Raw genomic sequence first — 16,471 nt, 5'->3', positions numbered from 1 at the left:
CCAGGTAGCGCTCGCCGCGCCGGTGTCCCAGGGCGGCGGGCAGGGCCCGCACCACGTCCTCGAACCCGCGCGTGGTCGCGTCCACCGCGAACTGCAGCTCCGCGATCTCCCAGTCGTCCTTGATCAGCCGCATCTCGGACAGGAACGCCTCCAGCTCCTCGTCCCCGTCGCCGGGCGCGACCCGCCCGTCCACCGACGCGTCCACCCCGCGCAGCACCCGCGCGGGCCCGCCGAGCACGTCGTCGAGCCTGTCGATCGGCGCGCAGGCGATCTGGTACAGCGCCTCCGCCTCGGCCAGGTCGGGGCGGCGGCCGACCCAGAACTCGCCGTAGCGGCGGTCGCGGTAGAACTCCTGCCCGGCCTGTCCCGGCGCCGACCGCACCGAGCGGGGGCGCAGGAACAGGACGGCCTCTCCGGAGGGCTCGACGACCAGCACGTCGTCGGGTTCCTGGTCACCGGTGAGGTAGGCGAACGCGCTGTGCGTCCGGAACCGGTAGTCGCTGTCGTTGCTACGCGCCTTGAGCGTGCCGGACGGGACGACCAGCCGCTCACCGGGGAAGCGGGCGGCGAGCGCGGCGCGCCGCTTGGCGGTGTAGGCGGCCTGTGGCAGTGCGGCCAGGTCGTCGCGGTGGGTGTCGGCCCAGCCGGTGTTCATGAACTCGGCGAGGGCGTCGGAGACCGGCAGGTCGTGGCTGCCGGTGTTGAGCTTCTGGGTCATTGTGTCCCCGGATGCGAAGGTCTGCGGTCCCTCCCACGCTAGCCCGGAGCGACGGGCCCCGCACCTTCGTCGCCGGGGGTGCGGGGCGCCGCCGTGAACCGCGGATCAGCCCACCGGGACCTGGTAGGTCTTGGCCAGGTCGGAGGTGGCGGCCTCCTTGAAGATCACCGCGCCGCCCAGGGCGTCCTTGTCCGGCTTGGCGACGTACGACAGCAGTGAGGCGGGCTTGTCGAACGTGGTGAAGTCCATGACGGCACCGAACTCCGCGCCCCAGGCCGACTGGCCGCGGTGCGCGGCGACCACGGCGGCCCGGGTCAGGTCCTTGCCCTCGCAGGCCTTCTTGAGCGCGTCGACGACGATCGCCGCCGCCGAGTAGCCGGAGGAGACACCGCTGTCGATGGCCGCGTCCGGATACTTCGCCGCGTAGTCGGCGGCCAGCTTCTTCATGGCCGGCTGGTCGGCACTGATCGGGATGCCGGCGGTGATGTAGTAGAAGTCCTTCAGCAGCGCGGGACCCGCCGGGGTGGGCAGCAGCTGCGGGGAGTAGGCCGAGTTGCTGCCGACGAACGGCACGTCCATGCCCTTGGCGAGCGAGACGCCGACGAGCGAGGCGGTCTGCCTGGGGCCGACGGAGACCAGGACGGCCTTGACGCCCTCGGCCTTGAAGGCGGCGACCTGGGCGCTCATGTCCTGGTCGGTGGCCTTGATCTTCTGCTCCACGAGCTTGAGGCCGAGCTTCTCCGCCGCGTACTTGGAGCCGTTCAGCGCGCTCTCGCCGTAGTCGCCCTCGAAGTACAGGTGGCCGATCTTGTCGCCGGACTTGATGCCCTTCTCCTTGGCGAGGAAGTCCACTCCGTTGATCATGTCGATGTCGTAGGTCGTCCCGGTGACCTGGATGGGCTTGCTGCCGAGCAGCCCGGTCGCCCACGCCTGCGGGATGGTGAGCATGTCGTCGGCCTCGATGCGCTGCTTGACCGCGTTGACCATGGGCGAGCCGACGACGTGGGCGAGGGCCACCACCTTCGGGGAGATCTCGGTGTAGGCCGCGACCGCCTTCTGTACGTCGTAGCCGTGGTCACGGACCAGAGCCTCCAGCTGCCGCCCGCACACGCCCCCCGCCGCGTTCGCCTGCTCGAAGTAGAGCTGCTGTGCCTGGGTCAGGCTCTTGCCGAAGGAGGCGTACGGGCCGGTGAGGTCGGTCATCAGGCCAATTGTGATCTTGTCGGCGGTGACGCCGGGGCCGGTCTTCACACCGTCCCCCCCGACGGCGGAGGGGGCGGCCGCACCCCCGGTGGCCTTCTCGCTGGCGCACGCGGTGACGGCCAGGGCCAGGAGGGCGAGTACCGCGATTCGTCGGACCGGGGTTCTTGGGATTCCCATGTCAGTTCCTTGTGTCGGGGGAGGCGGGGGAGAGCGGGGTCTTCCTTGTCGCGGGGACCGGGGCGGGCCGCCGGGTCACGGCGAGGCGCAGGCGCCTGGCGAGGCCGAGCAGCCCGCCGGGCAGGAAGAGGACGATGACGACGACGGCGGCGCCGTACAGGATGCGGGACGCCTCGGCGGGTGAGACCCCGGCTGAGCCGGGCTCGGCCACCAGCGGCAGGGCGTCGCTGTAGCGGCTGAGCAACTGGGGGAGCAGGGAGATGAAGAACGCGCCGATCACCGCGCCCGCGACGGAGCCGAGGCCGCCGATGATGATCATCGCCAGGTAGTCGAGGGAGAGCAGCAGGCCGAAGTAGTCGGGTACGGTGCGCTGGAAGACCAGCGCGATCAGGACCCCGGCCAGCCCTCCGTACATCGACGACAGCACGAACACCCCGGCGCGGTAGCGGGCCACCGGCACGCCCATCACCCCGGCCGCGATCTCGTGGTCGCGGATGGTGTTCATGGCCCGTCCCGGCCGGCCGCGCAGCACCCCGCGGGCGAACAGCGCCGCGCAGGTCAGCACGGCCAGCCCGAGGAACCACAGGCGCTCCAGCGACCCGAACGGCACCTGGGCGACCACCAGTTCGGGGGAGTCGGCGAACACGAATCCGAACAGCTCCATCGGCGGCACCGCCCGCCCGTTGTAGCCGCCCGTCACGGGTTCGGCGTTGAACAGCACGTGCTGGCCGACGAAGATCAGCGCGAGGGTGGCGATGCCGAGGTACGCGCCCTTCAGGCGTCCCGCGATGGGGCTGAACACCCCGCCCGCGACACCCGCGGTGAGCACCGCGAGCAGTGCCGCGACCGGCGTGGGCAGGCCGAGGCCGCCGAGGGCGTGCGCGCCGCCCTCCGGTTCGGCGGCGAAGTAGACGTAGGCGTACGCGCCGACCGCGAGGAAGAACGCGTGGCCCATGGAGAGCTGGCCGGTGGCACCGGTCAGCAGGTTGAGGCCGATCGCCCCGATCGCCGCCGACATCGCGAAGAGCCCGGCCTGCAGCCAGAAGCCCTCCAGGTAGAACGGTACGGCGACCGCCACCGCGACACAGGAGAGGATGACCTTCTTAGACACGTGCCAGCTCCCTCGTCCCGAACAGCCCTGCGGGGCGGATGAGCAGGACCACGATCATCACGAGGAACGGCGCGACGTCGCCGATACCCCGGCCGAGGAAGACCAGGTCGTTCTGGTAGCCGCTCATCATCGCCTCGGTGACACCGATGATCAGCCCGCCGGCCAGTGCCCCGGTGGTGGAGTCGAGGCCGCCGAGGATCGCCGCGGGGAACGCCTTCATCGCCGCGAAGGTGGTGCTGCGATCCAGACCCGGTGTGGGGAAGACGCACAGGAAGAGCGCGGCGACGGCGGCGAGCGCCCCGGCGACCGCCCAGGCCCCCATCGAGACCCGCCCGCGCCGCACGCCCATCAGCGCGGCGGTCTCGGTGTCCTCCGCGGTGGCGCGCATGGCGATGCCCCAGTTCGTGTACTTGAACGCCAGCAGGAACGCGGAGATCAGGACCGCGGCGACGGCCAGCGCGACGAGCCGGGTCTCGGCGATGCTGACGCCTCCCAGATGCAGCACCCGGTCGCGCCACGGGTCGCCCAGGGCGAGCACGTCGGTGCCGATCTGCCTGGTGAGCTCGGTGGTCAGCACGATGTCGACACCGATCGTCACGATCGCGAGGACGCTGTGCGAGATGACATTCGCCCTGCGGATGATCAGGAATTCGATCAGGGCGCCCACGACCGCCGCGCCGGCGATGCCCAGCAGCAGCGCGGTCCAGAAGCCGATCAGCGGGTGCAGCCTCGCGACCACGAATCCGCCGACCAGCAGCAGCGAGGCGTGGGCGAAGTTCACCACCTCGGTCGCCTTGAAGATGATCACGAAGCCCAGGGCGATCAGCGCGTACACCGCTCCGACGGAGATGCCGTTCACCAGGAGTTCGAGAAAGGTGATCATGAGGTGACCTCCTCGGTCCCGCTCGCGGCCGTGCTCTCGGCCGCCGCGCCCAGGTAGGCGCGGACGACCTCGGGATCGTTCTGCACCTCGCCGGGCGGGCCGTCCGCGATGCGCCTGCCGAAGTCCAGGACCGTCACCGCGTCGGCGAGCCGCATGACCATCCCCATGTCGTGCTCGACCAGCAGGATCGAGATGCCGAGGCTCTCCCGTACCGCGACGATCAGTTCGGCCATGTCGCGGCGCTCGCCGCCGTTCATGCCGGCGACCGGCTCGTCCAGCAGCAGCAGCCGCGGTTCCATGCACAGCGCCCGGGCCAGTTCCACGCGCTTCTGCACGCCGTACGACAGGAGTCCGACGGGCGTGGCCAGGTGCTCGGAGAGCCCGACGAACGCGGCGATCTCGGTCACCCGCCCGCCGTGCGCGGTGGCCTCGCGCCGGGCCGACGGCAGCCGCAGCCCGGCGGAGAGGAACCCGGCGCGGGTCAGCCGGTGGCGGCCGAGCATCAGGTTGTCCCGCACCGACAGCATCGGCGACAGCGCGATGTTCTGGAAGGTGCGCGCCACGCCCAGGGCGGCGATGCGGTGCGGGGTCAGGGCGGTCAGTTCCGCGTCGCCGAACCGCACGCTGCCCGAGGTGGCCCGGTAGACGCCCGACAGGACGTTGAAGCAGGTCGATTTGCCCGCCCCGTTGGGCCCGATCACAGCGTGCACACTGCCGGGCTCGACGGTGAAGTCGACCGCGTCCAGCGCGGTGAGCCCGGCGAAGCGCACCGTCACCTCGCGCACGTCGAGCCGGGGAACGGAGGTGTCCTTACCGCTCACGCGGACCACCTCGTCAGCACGGGACGGGCGTCGGCCGCGTCCGCGGGCGCATCCTCGGGGGTGTCCTCGATGCCCAGGTAGCGGCGGCGCACCTCGTCGCTCGCGGCGAGTTCGGCGGCCGTTCCCGACAGGACCACCTCTCCGACCTCAAGCACGTAGGCGTGCGAGGCCAGGGACAGGGCCATGGCGGCGTTCTGCTCCACCAGGAGCACCGTGGTCCCCCCGGCGTTGATCTCGCGAACGGTGTCGGCGATCCGGGCGGCCATCATCGGCGCCAGGCCGAGGGTGGGCTCGTCGAGCAGGAGCATCCTCGGTCTGGCCATCAGTGCGCGGCCGATGGCGAGCATCTGCTGCTCACCCCCGGACAGCAGTCCCGCGCGCTGCCCGGCGCGCTCGGCGAGCACGGGGAAGAGCGTGAGCACCTTCTCTCTCGCTTCGGCCGCCGACCGCCGGTCGGGCGCGCCGAGTGCACCGGCCCGCAGGTTCTCCGCCACGGTCATCCGCGCGAAGACCCTGCGGCCCTCGGGTACCTGGACGACGCCGCCGGCCACGACGGCCGAGGTGGTGGCGCCGGAGAGCCGCGTCCCGCCGAAGGTGACCCCGCCCGCGGTGATCCCGCCCCGGTGGAACCGGAGGGTGCCCGATATGGCACGCAGCAGGGTGGACTTCCCCGCGCCGTTGCCGCCGAGCACCGCGACGACCGAACCGCGCGGGACGTCCAGCGAGACACCCCGCAGGGCCAGGACCGGGCCGTAGCTCACCGCCAGATCCTTGACGACCAGCCCGGAGTCTCCGGGCGGGCGAGGGTCGTGCACGTCCATGTGTTCCTCCTGTACAGCCGATGAACGCACCCAACCGAGGTGGTTCACCGGCGTCCAGAGGGCCAGGTGAAGTCGGGGCGGGCGCCCATGCCGGGCGGGGCGCGGTTGTGCGCGAGTACAACCCCGGATCACGAAACAGAACAGAACCTTGTTCCATTACCTGACTTGCTGACACGATTCCCAGATGGGGACCCGGCCGGTTACGGATGACGAAGTACGCAGGATCATGCGCCTGGCCGCCCGACGGCTGCTGCTGAGACTTCCCGAGCTCACCGACGAGCTCGTCGCGAGGATCCGCGACACCGACGAGGCGTACCGCAGGATGGTGCCCACCGACGACCACTGGCAGAGCGTCTACGAGGCGATGCGGGACGGCATCGGCGCCATCCTGCTGCCCCGCCCCGAGCGGCGCGACCTGCCACAGGCCGAGAAGACCGCCCGGCGCAGGGCGGAGCAGGGCCTGCCCATGGACTCCCTGCTGCGCAGCTACCGGCTCTCCGCACAGGTGATGTGGGACGGCCTCATAGACGTGGTCACCGAGGAGGAGTCCGACAGCCTGCCGGTCCTGATCCGCAGCGCCACGAAGGTGTGGCACGCCATCGACAGGCAGGCGATCGCCGCCGCCGAGGCCTACCGAAGACGGGAGGCCGAGATGTTCGGCCGCACAGCCGAGAGGGTCCAGGCCCTGCTCGACGCGCTCCTGGAGGACCGGGCGGACGTCGCCCTGGTCCGCAGTGCCGCCGCCGCGCTGGACCTGCCCGAGCTGGGCCGGTACGCCGTCGTCATCACCAGGTTGCCGGGCCGCCACGACCACGGGGACGACGCCCCACGGCCGACCGCCCTGGGCGTGATGCGGTTGCTGTGGCGGATGCGCCCCGACTACGAGGTGTCGGTGGTGCTGCTGCACGACGCGGACATGGAGCACCTGGCCGAGGAACTGCGCCCGCACGTCACCGGCTGCGCCGGGATCAGCCCGATCGTCGAGGGACTGGCCGAGCTGGGCCGCGCCAGGCGGCTCGCCGAGCTCGCTCTGCGGACGTGCGTGGGCGACGGCCCGGAGATCGCCAGACTGGAGGACAGGCTGCCCGCCGCCCTGGTGGTCAGCCAGCCCGAGCTTGCGGGCCACCTCAGCGGAGCTGTGCTGCGGCCCATCCTCGCCCTCGACCAGGCGGACAGGGACGTGCTCCTCGGTACCCTGCAGGCGTGGCTGCGCTGCGAGGGCTCGGCCATGCGCGCCGCGGGGCAGCTGTACTGCCACCGCAACACGGTCTTCAACCGCATCCGCCGCATCGAGCAGCTCACCGGCCGTTCCCTGGCACGCCCGCTCGACATCGTCGAGCTCACCCTGGCCCTCGACGCGGTCCGGCTGCTGCCCGTTACGTGACAGTCACACGTTTTGCCATCTTGGTGGCTTAGCGTGAGGCCCGATTGGGCAGAGGAAAGGGATACCTGCGCCAGGCTGAACCGAGGTGGTGTCAATGCTGATCGGTACGATTCTGCAAGGCAAGGGAACAGAGGTGGCGACCGTACGCCCAGGTGCGACGGTCACCGAACTCCTGGCCATCCTGGCCGAGAAGAACATCGGCGCCGTGGTGGTGTCCGAGAACGGCTCCTCCATCGAGGGCATCGTCTCCGAGCGCGACGTGGTACGGCGGCTGCACGACCGGGGCGCGCGCGTGCTGGACGACACGGTGTCGTCCATCATGACGACCGAGGTCCGCACCTGCCCCCCGGACACCGACGTCGACGACCTCCGCCAGACCATGACCACGCATCGCATCCGGCACGTGCCGGTCGTGGACGCCGGCCGGCTGGCCGGGATCGTGAGCATCGGCGACGTGGTCAAGAGCTCCATCGAGGCGCTGGAGACGGAGAAGGCCTACCTGGTCGACTACCTCCACCGCTGAGTGCCCGTTCCCCGAAGTTCCCGGTGAAGACCCGATGGGCCCGGCGCGACGCGCCGGGCCCATCGGTCCGATATCCCCTCCCGCTACTGGACGACTATCTTGTCCACCTCGATGGTCACGCCCTTGACCTGCGGTGTCGACGTTCCCGTCGTCACCTTCCCGGTCCCGGCGCTGACACCCTTGATCTTCATCGTGTAGTTCAGGCTGCCACCCGGGGCGCCGGGCGCGCTGGTCACCCGGAGGTCCTCGGTCGGCGGGCCGGTGATCTGGCCGCCTGCGGTGCCGTCACCGTTCTCCGCTCCCACAGTCAGGCCGTAGCCCGCCGGGGGGTCGCCGGGCAGGTTGCCCGGGTCGTAGGTGTAGGTGATGTCCTCGGTCCCGTTCAGCCCGATCCACTGCTGGAACACCTTGGTGGCGGTCGTGCCGTAGAGGTTGACCCGCCACTCGATGACGAGCCAGTCGCTGACGCCGTCGGTCAGCGTCCCGGCGTAGACGCCCGGCGCGCCGGTGCCGTCCAGGTCGGTCCAGTAGGGGGCGAGCACGTTGTTCGGGGTCGAGGGGTCGGGCAGGGTCTGCGGTTCGAACGAGATGTCCGTCGACCCCGAGCTTCCTCCGGCGATCGTGTAGCCGTTGGAGACGATGCCGATCCTGGTGTAGGTCTTGCCCGCGTACTGGAACGCGGGGACCGTGAAGTTGATCGCCTGCTCGTCGCCGATCGGCGTCGGTGCGATGCCGAAGGCGTCAAGCGGCAGGTACGGGGCCGGCCCGATGCCCGGGGCGATGCCCGGCCTGTCCGGCTGCCTGGCCGCGAGGGTGGTCTTCGCCGTCGCGATCTGGGAACCGACCTTGGTGGCGCCGGTCACCGAGTTCAGGCGCAGCTTGCTGTCCAGCGTGCTGACCGCGGTGACCTCGGCGTCCTGGAGCGTGTCGTTCCGCACGGTGACGGTGCAGGTGGACTCGCCGGTGTTACGCGGGATGGTGGCCGGGGCGCAGGTCTGCTCCACCGGGACGGCGCCCTGCTTGCGGACGAACGCGACCGGCAGGTGCAGGTTGCGCGAGCCGCCCACCTGCTTGAGGTTCACCTGGCCGAAGTACTGCCCCTCGGGCAGGTCGGGTGCGGTGATCACCACGCTGAACTTGGCGGTCTTGCCCGCCTTCACGGTGAACAGCGGCGGTAGCACCGAGATGTTGGCGCCAGCCACGGTCGTGCCGGTGGCGGTGAAGACGAGCGTCTTGTCCGTGACGTTGGTGACCGTCCGCTTGGCGGTGATGAGACCCGGCATGATCGGGGCGTTCACCGACGGCAGGTTCAGGTCGATGCGGTTCAGCGGGTCGTCGGCCGCGGCCAGGAAGTTCGCGCCCGTCTCGTCCAGGGTCAGGCCGGGGTCACCGGCCTTGGTCAGGTCGATGCGCCCGCCGCCGGTGTCGAACGGGTCGGCCGGGGTGACGCCGTCCTGCTTGGTGACCGAGGTCTTGGCCGTCGTCTCCAGTGCGGACTTCACCTGGCCGGGGGTCCAGTCCGGGTGCAGCGCGAACACCAGGGCCGCGGAGCCCGCGACGTGCGGCGACGACATCGACGTGCCCGCGATGACCTGGTACAGGTTGTTCGACGGGCCACCGGCCGGACCCTCCAGCACCGGCGTCTGCCCGGCCACGATGTGCAGGCCGGGGGCGGTGACGTCAGGCTTGAGGAAGTCGCCGCCGGGGCCGCGCGAGGAGAACGTGGTGATCCTGTCGCTCTGCCAGGTGGCCTTGGTGCCCTGGGTGAACGAGGCGGTCGCGCCGGGGTTGGCCGACAGGAACGTCAGCAGCGCGTCCGTATCGGGCTTGTCGATGTGAACCGTGGGGAGCCAGTGGTTGTCGGTCATCACGTCGAGCGGGCTGGAGTTGTACAGGATCACGCCGGCCGCGCCGCCCTGCTTGACGTTGAAGCTCTTCAGGACCCGGTTGGGACCGCGCTCACAGGCGACGATCTTCCCGGTGAACAGGCCCGGGGGCGCGGGCGTGGTGCACAGCGCGTTGGAGTACGGCGGCGCCGAGGCCCGCACCACCGGCAGCGCGGAGGGCACGCCCCCCGTGATGGAGGCGCCCTTCAGCGTGGCCGTCGCGCCGCCGGAACCGGACAGCGTGATCGTCGACTGGAAGGTCCTGGGCTGGGTGGAGGCCGCCACCGTGGTCACCCACGGGGCGACGTGGTTGACCGTCGCCGCGCCGGGACCCGCGTTGCCCGCCGAGGCCGAGACGAGCACGCCGGCCGCGTAGGCGTCGAGGAAGGCCAGCTCCACCGGGTCGCTGTAGGGGGAGGTGCCGCCCGAGATCGAGAAGTTGATCACGCGGACGCCGTCGAGGATGGCCCGGCCGACCGCCTGGGCGGAGTCGGAGGGGAAACAGCCCTCGACGCCGCAGACCTTGTAGATCGACACGTGCGCCGCCGGGGCGATGCCGTGGATCGGGCCGCGGCTGATGCCGAGCGGGTTGGCGTCGGCGACCGGACCGCCGGCCGAGGTGGTCGCGGTGTGGGTGCCGTGACCGTTGGAGTCACGGGCGCTGGTCGGGAAGTACTCGCCGGGGTAGATCGCGTTGTAGGTGTCGAGGAACGGGGCGCCGCCGATGAGCTTCCGGTTGCAGACGAACGGGTCGGCCGCCGGGGTCAGCGGGTTGTCGCCGAAGTTGCAGACGCGCGGCGTGCCGTCCTTGGTCGCCGGTACGGCGGGCAGCGTGCCGGGGTCGGCGAACTGGGGGTGCTCGGGCCAGACACCGGAGTCGAGGATGCCGACGACGACGCCCTTGCCGGAGGAGGAGCTGCCGCCCAGCTTGTTGTAGATCGCGGGCGCCCCGATGAACTCGGGGCTGGAGTCGGTCAGCAGCTGCTCGGGCTTGTCCTCCTGGACGGCGGCCACCCCGGGCAGCTTCAGCACCGCGGCCGCCTTGTTGGCGGGGATGCGCAGCGCGATGCCGCCGTAGACGGTCCGCAGCCTCTGGCCCGCCGTGGCGCCCGGCACACTTCTGGCCAGTTCGGCGAGGAAGGTGTTCTCGACGTCCTCGATGTGTTTCTGGTACTTCTTCGCGTCGCCGCTCTTTACGTCAAGGGCCTTCCCGGTCTTGGCCGGGCTCGTCGCGGGAAGCCCTTCGAGGCCGCCCTGGTAGGCGGCGAAGGAGTCGTAGTCGAGCTTGACCATCACGTTGACCGTGGCGCCCGAGGTCGACTTCAGCAGCCCTTCGTCACTGCGGGCGAGCTTGCCGGTGGGGGATTTCGCGCCCTGGACCGGCTCACCCCCGGTCAGGGGGGTCGCCGTCCACTTGGCGGACGGCGCGGGGGTGGGGGTGGGATCCGCACTCGCGGGCGGCGCCATCGCCGCGACGAGCCCGAGGCCGGCGGCGAGTACCGCCACGCGTCTGACCCTCGGTAAGTAGGGCTTCCTGGTCAACGAGACCTCCCTTTCGACACGCATGAACAACTCACGTGACAGGGAGGGGGGCCGTCCGTGTGCCCGGGGCAGGGCATGCCGGGGGAGGCCGTGACCCTCCCCGTCGGGTGACACGCGATCGGCCACCCGGTAAAGGCGGCCGATCATGACTGGCAGCCTAACTAGAGACCATTTATTTGCCTAGATCATGAAATTGACACAATCATCATCGGAATTGGTCAAATTTCATTGCAGACTGCACCGGGTGTTCTGGTTATCGCGGAGCCGCGGCTCGGCCGCTCTCCATCCCCGAGGCACTTGTGGCCGGCGGAAGGGCACGACGGTCCACCGTGCGTAGACTGACCCCAGATGACACGCGGGAGGCCCGGTTGAAGCTCAAGCTTGATCTACACCCCATCTACAACCGGGGTGGGGAGATCGACAAGGCACTGCGGGGCATCATCGACGAGGCCATCAGGAAGAAGGCCACCGAGGTCGAGATCATCCCCGGCAAGGGGTCGGGCCAGCTCAAGAAGAAGGTCCTGCGCTTCCTGGAGCAGAAGGAGATCAAGGCCCTCTACCACCGCATCGACAAGGACGCCAAGAACCACGGCCGTCTCTTCGTCTACTTCCGCTACAAGTAGGAGGGGTAGGTCTCCGACCTGCGGACACCTACCCCAAAGCCCCGCTGAGCTGGGCTTTCTCATCCGCTGGATCTCATCGGACCGCGGGCGGTCCTGGCGTGATGCGCCCCGCGCATGCCCTGCCTCGCAAGGTGACGTGAATCGCCCACGAAACCCCATTGAGCGGCTAACGCTCTGCGGGGCGGTCGGCTTTTCTGCCACGGATCCGCGTCATGCGTTCGCGGGAGCACCTCTTTTCCTCGCCGGTAGGCATCCGCCTTGGCGGGAGCGGCGCTCGGCGAGCACGGGCGGAGGCCTCAGCCGCCGACGGTGACCGTGCCGTACTCATAGGAGGTGTAACCGTTCTCATCGTCGTCGTGCCAGCGGCCGGTCATCACCTGGTTGACGCCCGCCTGTGAGGAGTGGTTGCTCTCTCTCGCGGGCGCTGTCCAGTTCCGATTGGTGAGCCGCACCTGACTTCCGCGCCAGTGCAGCGTGCCGGTGAGGTAAAACGTATAGCCGTTCTCGTCGTCGTTGTGCTTCCTACCGAGGATGACCTCGTCGCCGGAACCGACGAAGTATGAGTTGCTCTCCCTCTGACCGATGCTCCAACGAATGTTCCCTGTCGAGACCAGTTCACCGTCGATGCGGATCCGGCTGCACTGGTAAGTGGTCCAGCCGTTCTCGTCCTTCTGGTGGCCCCGACCGGTCATCACCTCGCCTGCCGGGCAGGTGAAGGTGCTGTTCGGTTCCCTGAGGGTCGCGGAGGCTCCGGGGAGGATCTCAATGTTCGCCGCCGTGGCCTGGGATACCGCTGCGGAAGCGGGTGCTGAGGCCAGCGTGGCCAGGGCGGCCGCCACCGTTGCGACGGTCAGGGCCTTCTTGTACATGTTCGTGTCCTCCGGTTCGCGTTCTGCTTCGTCCGACGTGCGCCGAGAGCACATGTGCCAACGGCTCGCCGTCGCGTCCGGGGACAAGGTCGCAGGCGGTGCTGATGATCGTCTTGGGATTGACTTGTGGGTTGATTGGCATGATCGGCTTCTCTGCCGGCGCCCAGATCTTTCGGAACTTTATGCTCACTTTATTCGTCATATCCGGGGGAAAAGGGGTTCATTTGGCGGGCAGGAGGAGGTAACGATCGACACGAGGCCATCACTTACCGGGGGAGGGTGCGAGTTATCGATCGACCGTGGGTCTCTGGTCGTCGACGTTTCCGGCCGATACCGGGTGCGGCTGCCGCTCAGCGGCAAGGAGCGCGCGACGAGGCTCGTCCTGTACGGCCGCCCCTCCGGGAACAGGATCGTCTACGGTCTCGCGGTCCTGGACGAGGGCGGGAGGGTCATGCTCGACTCCCCGGGGTTCAGATCCCGCCACCAGGTGCAGACGTTCGCCGCCGCTGCCGGGCTGGCCTCCGAGTACCGGCGGTACGCCACGGAGCAGGAGGCGTATGCCGCGTTCGGGAACCGGGCGCGGCAGTGGTACACCACGGCGCACGAAGGGCTCCCCGCCGACCTCGCCGAAGAGGCGCCGACCGAGCTTCTGCCGTATGGCGGGGCGCTGGAGGGCACGCCCGCTCCGGCGACCGGCCTCACCTGGGACGACCGGACGCTGGTCGCGACGGATTCGATCTCCGGGCGTTCGATGCGGCTCGCGCCCGCTGCCCTGTACCACTACCGGTACGAGCGCTCCGTCCTCGTCTCGGGCAAGAACTCGGGTAAGAAGGAGTCGCGTTTCCTCGCCGGCCTCGCCGTGCTCGACGCCGACGGGCTGGTGCTCGCCGACCTGCCCGGCGAGTGGACGCCACCGGACGTGGCCATCTTCGCGGCGGGGAGGGGGGTGCCCGTGCTCGACGCCCTGATCGCACCGCCCCGGGCGGTGCGTGCCACCTTGGGCAGGCGAGCTCCCGGCTGGACGCGTCTCACCGGGCAGGCGCTCTCCAGGGCGTCCAGGGCGAGGACGGTCGCCACGGTCTGTGCCGGGGTGGCGGGCCTGTTGGCGATGGCCTACATCGTCTCGGCGAGCGGCTGGTTCGCGTGGCGGGGGCTGTCCGCGCTGGGAAGGGCGCTGCTGGACATCCTGGACGCCAAGTGGCTGGCGGTCTTCTTCGCTCCCCTGCTCGTCGTCCTGAACCCCGTGCGCCAGGCGTGGCACGGCCGGCGGATCCGGCGCGGCAGCGCGCTCGGGCCACCCGGCGGACCGTACCTCTCCGTCTGGCGCAAGAGTACGTTGCGCGTCTGGCTCGGCCCGCGGATGGTTCCCGACGACATCGCGATCGGGCCGGACGCGGGATGCGCGGCCGGCCTGATGACCTACCGCCATGGGAACCTGGCCGGACTCTTCGTGATGGGCGGCAGCGGCCGGATCCTCCGTCACCTGCCCGGACCCTGGTCACCGGAGGACGCGCACCGCTTCGCCACGCGGCACGGCCTCGGCTTCGAGGCCCGGACACTGAGCCGCGAGGAGTATCTCGGCCTCACCGCCGACGCCTACGACGCCGTCCCCTGACGCGTTTTCCGAGAACGGCTCCGCCTTGGTGTTTTTGGACTGTTAAAAGCCCATATTGATGGATCGACGGCGAGCAGGTGGGTGCGGCACCATTATGTGACGCATGACAGCAATGTCCTCTCCGGCGATCGGTGGAGCCTTCGGCAGGGCGCGGATCGCGGCGGGGTGCCCGAGCGGGGGCCCGATTCCGGCTTGAACGATGTTCCGACGAGTTCAGCGCTGTCATCCGCGTACCCTCACCTTCTTCGAAAGGCCCCTCATGAGCGATATCAAGGCACTTCTCGCCCAGCGTGCCGAGCTGGACCGTCTGATCGAGGAACTCCAGTCCGGCGATCTGAAGGAGCGCGAGAACACCCTCGGTGACATCCTCGCGGCCGTCGCCAAGTGGGCGACCGCGCAGGGCCACGAGGCACTCAGGAGGGACCTCAAGAACTGGGAGTACGTCACCTTCGCCGGCATCGAGGTCGGCGTCGGCCACGACGGCGGCGAGCGCTGGGGCCTGCCGCCCAACTCGGTCACCGTGATGGACTCCGTCAGCGGGACCGACGTGGAGTTCGGGACCACGCCCCCGCCGATCCAGGCGGTCATCGGCCTCCTGGAGGGGCTGCTGGCCACGCGCTAGTCCCGCTTCGCGCATGCCCGTACGGGCACCGGTCCCTCACGCGGAGCCCGGTGGCACGGTTTGCCTGGACCCTCACGGAGTCCCGGCAAGCCGTGCGACCGGGCGTGGTTTCTCCCGAGGGCGGCCCGCCGCAGGCCGCGGCGAGGCCACGCGCCGGGGGAGGTGGCGGCGGGCGGTGGCGCTGTAGGAAGATCTGCCCAGATCTCATCCCGTGTTGGAGGCGTCATGTCGGTGTTGCGAAACCTGGTGGAGAGCATCCGGAACGGCGGGATCGAGGTGATCGACCTGACGGCGCCGCTGTCGTCGGAGACGCCGATCCTGCGGCTGCCGGAGCCGTTCGGCAACACCGTCCCGTTCACGCTCAAGGAGATCAGCCGCTACGACGACCGCGGCCCCGCCTGGTACTGGAACGACATCGTGACGGGAGAGCATACCGGCACCCATTTCGACGCCCCCGTGCACTGGGTCACCGGAAAGGACGGCGAGGACGTCTCGCAGGTTCCGGTCGACCGGCTGATCGCCCCGGCAGTGGTCCTCGACTTCGCCGCGGAGGCGGCCGGAGACGCGGACTTCCTGCTGGAGGTCGCGCACGTCAAGGCGTGGGAGGAGGCCAACGGGCCGTTGCCCGAGGGCGGATGGCTGCTCTACCGAACGGGCTGGGACGCCCGCTCCCACGACCAGGAGCGCTTCCTGAACGCGAACGAGACGGGCCCGCACACGCCCGGAGTCTCGGTCGAGTGCGCCCGCTGGCTGGCCGAGGAGACCTCGATCGCCGGGCTGGGCGTGGAGACCGTGGGCACGGACGCCGGCGCCGCGCACGGCTTCGACCCGGCCTTCCCGTGCCACTCCTTCCTGCTGGGCGCGGGGAAGTACGGGCTGACCCAGCTGCGCAACCTCGACCGGCTCCCGGTGACCGGCGCGGTGGTCGTCGCGTCGCCGCTGCCCATCGTGGGAGGCTCCGGCAGCCCGCTGCGGGTGCTGGCACTGGTCGAGAGATGAACGTCGCCGAGGCCGTGGGCCACATCCTCGCCTCGCTCGGTGTGGACACCGCCTTCGGGGTGGTGGGCAGCGGCAACTTCCACGTGACCAACGCCCTGGTCGCGCACGGCGCGCGTTACGTCGCCGCGCGCCACGAGGGCGGCGCGGCGACCATGGCCGACGCCTACGCGCGTCTCAGCGGCAGGGTCGGTGTGCTCAGCGTCCACCAGGGGCCGGGGCTCACCAACGCGATGACCGGCATCGCCGAGGCCGCCAAGAGCCGTACCCCGCTCATCGTGCTGGCGGGAGAGGCGACGGAGCCCCGCTCCAACTTCTTCGTCGACCAGGCCGCGCTGGCGGAGGCGGTGGGTGCCGTCCCGCTGCGGATCTCCTCGGCGGAGACCGCCGCCGCCGACACCGCCGAGGCGTTCCGCGTCGCTGGCGAAGGCCGCCGCACGGTCCTGCTCAACCTCCCGCTGGAGGTCCAGGGGCGACACGTCCCGGACGTGCCGGGAGCCTCGGTCGCGGGAGCCTCGGGTACGGGGGCCTCGGGCGGGAACGGTCCGAGGGGCGTACCGGAGGCCGGGGAGGCCGCCCGGCTGGCGGAGTTTTTTGGCGCGAGCGCGACACAGATCAGGAGAGCGTCCGAGCTCGTCGTTGACACCGCGCAGTACGTCGACGGTCTGCGCCGGGGC

15 protein-coding genes are annotated in these 16,471 nt (G+C 70.1%); 7 read left to right on the top strand and 8 right to left on the bottom strand.

Annotated features, from left to right (window positions below; all coding sequences use genetic code 11):
* The 6 genes from ABZ260_RS28550 to ABZ260_RS28525 form a co-directional block, all read right to left on the bottom strand.
* Nucleotides 1-718, bottom strand: a 718-nt coding sequence (locus ABZ260_RS28550) for an aminopeptidase P N-terminal domain-containing protein (protein WP_355623868.1), incomplete at its 3' end; no start/stop codon positions are given.
* 105 nt (nt 719-823) lie between these two features.
* Complete coding sequence (locus tag ABZ260_RS28545; protein WP_355623865.1) at nt 824-2,098, bottom strand: ABC transporter substrate-binding protein; 1,275 nt, start codon at nt 2,096-2,098, stop codon at nt 824-826.
* Between the two features lies 1 nt (nt 2,099).
* Nucleotides 2,100-3,209, bottom strand: coding sequence for a branched-chain amino acid ABC transporter permease (locus ABZ260_RS28540; RefSeq protein WP_355623862.1), 1,110 nt, complete (start codon nt 3,207-3,209; stop codon nt 2,100-2,102).
* Nucleotides 3,202-4,092 carry a branched-chain amino acid ABC transporter permease gene (locus ABZ260_RS28535; RefSeq protein WP_350922544.1) on the bottom strand — a complete coding sequence of 297 codons (891 nt, stop codon included), beginning with the start codon at nt 4,090-4,092 and terminating at the stop codon, nt 3,202-3,204. Before ABZ260_RS28535 ends, ABZ260_RS28540 begins: the two co-directional genes overlap by 8 nt.
* Entirely contained in the window at nt 4,089-4,913 is an 825-nt protein-coding gene (locus tag ABZ260_RS28530) for an ABC transporter ATP-binding protein (protein WP_355623858.1), read from the bottom strand. Before ABZ260_RS28530 ends, ABZ260_RS28535 begins: the two co-directional genes overlap by 4 nt.
* Nucleotides 4,910-5,734: an ABC transporter ATP-binding protein gene (locus ABZ260_RS28525; protein ID WP_355623855.1), complete on the bottom strand. Its 825-nt coding sequence runs from the start codon at nt 5,732-5,734 to the stop codon at nt 4,910-4,912. The genes ABZ260_RS28530 and ABZ260_RS28525 overlap by 4 nt, the downstream gene beginning before the upstream one ends.
* A gap of 184 nt (nt 5,735-5,918) precedes the next feature.
* Between ABZ260_RS28525 and ABZ260_RS28520 the strand changes: the two genes are divergently transcribed.
* Together ABZ260_RS28520 and ABZ260_RS28515 are read left to right on the top strand one after the other, a co-directional pair.
* Nucleotides 5,919-7,118: a helix-turn-helix domain-containing protein gene (locus ABZ260_RS28520; protein ID WP_355623852.1), complete on the top strand. Its 1,200-nt coding sequence runs from the start codon at nt 5,919-5,921 to the stop codon at nt 7,116-7,118.
* Between the two features lie 94 nt (nt 7,119-7,212).
* Entirely contained in the window at nt 7,213-7,641 is a 429-nt protein-coding gene (locus tag ABZ260_RS28515; RefSeq protein ID WP_350922535.1) for a CBS domain-containing protein, read from the top strand.
* An 83-nt stretch (nt 7,642-7,724) separates the two neighbouring features.
* Here the strand turns inward: ABZ260_RS28515 and ABZ260_RS28510 are convergent, their stop codons facing one another.
* Nucleotides 7,725-11,033 carry a S8 family serine peptidase gene (locus tag ABZ260_RS28510; RefSeq protein WP_355623849.1) on the bottom strand — a complete coding sequence of 1,103 codons (3,309 nt, stop codon included), beginning with the start codon at nt 11,031-11,033 and terminating at the stop codon, nt 7,725-7,727.
* A 404-nt stretch (nt 11,034-11,437) separates the two neighbouring features.
* On the opposite strand from ABZ260_RS28510, the gene ABZ260_RS28505 reads away from it, so the two are divergent.
* Nucleotides 11,438-11,692, top strand: coding sequence for a Smr/MutS family protein (locus ABZ260_RS28505; RefSeq protein WP_030919034.1), 255 nt, complete (start codon nt 11,438-11,440; stop codon nt 11,690-11,692).
* A 296-nt stretch (nt 11,693-11,988) separates the two neighbouring features.
* Here the strand turns inward: ABZ260_RS28505 and ABZ260_RS28500 are convergent, their stop codons facing one another.
* Nucleotides 11,989-12,561, bottom strand: coding sequence for a hypothetical protein (locus ABZ260_RS28500; RefSeq protein ID WP_355623846.1), 573 nt, complete (start codon nt 12,559-12,561; stop codon nt 11,989-11,991).
* A 337-nt stretch (nt 12,562-12,898) separates the two neighbouring features.
* On the opposite strand from ABZ260_RS28500, the gene ABZ260_RS28495 reads away from it, so the two are divergent.
* The 4 genes from ABZ260_RS28495 to ABZ260_RS28480 all read left to right on the top strand — a co-directional run.
* The gene (locus ABZ260_RS28495; RefSeq protein ID WP_355623843.1) at nt 12,899-14,176 is read left to right on the top strand and encodes a hypothetical protein; all 1,278 of its coding nucleotides are present in this window, start codon (nt 12,899-12,901) and stop codon (nt 14,174-14,176) included.
* A 259-nt stretch (nt 14,177-14,435) separates the two neighbouring features.
* Nucleotides 14,436-14,798, top strand: a complete 363-nt coding sequence (locus ABZ260_RS28490) for a hypothetical protein (protein WP_350922516.1) — start codon at nt 14,436-14,438, stop codon at nt 14,796-14,798.
* 225 nt (nt 14,799-15,023) lie between these two features.
* Nucleotides 15,024-15,797 carry a cyclase family protein gene (locus ABZ260_RS28485; RefSeq protein WP_355623839.1) on the top strand — a complete coding sequence of 258 codons (774 nt, stop codon included), beginning with the start codon at nt 15,024-15,026 and terminating at the stop codon, nt 15,795-15,797.
* Nucleotides 15,794-16,471 (top strand): thiamine pyrophosphate-binding protein (locus ABZ260_RS28480; protein WP_355623836.1); only part of this gene is annotated, 678 nt, incomplete at its 3' end. The genes ABZ260_RS28485 and ABZ260_RS28480, both read left to right, overlap by 4 nt.

The organism is Streptosporangium sp. NPDC006013 (assembly GCF_040614275.1).
Lineage (GTDB): Bacteria > Actinomycetota > Actinomycetes > Streptosporangiales > Streptosporangiaceae > Streptosporangium.
Note: the sequence above shows the minus strand (reverse complement) of the source record. Positions and strands in the feature narration are given on the sequence as shown.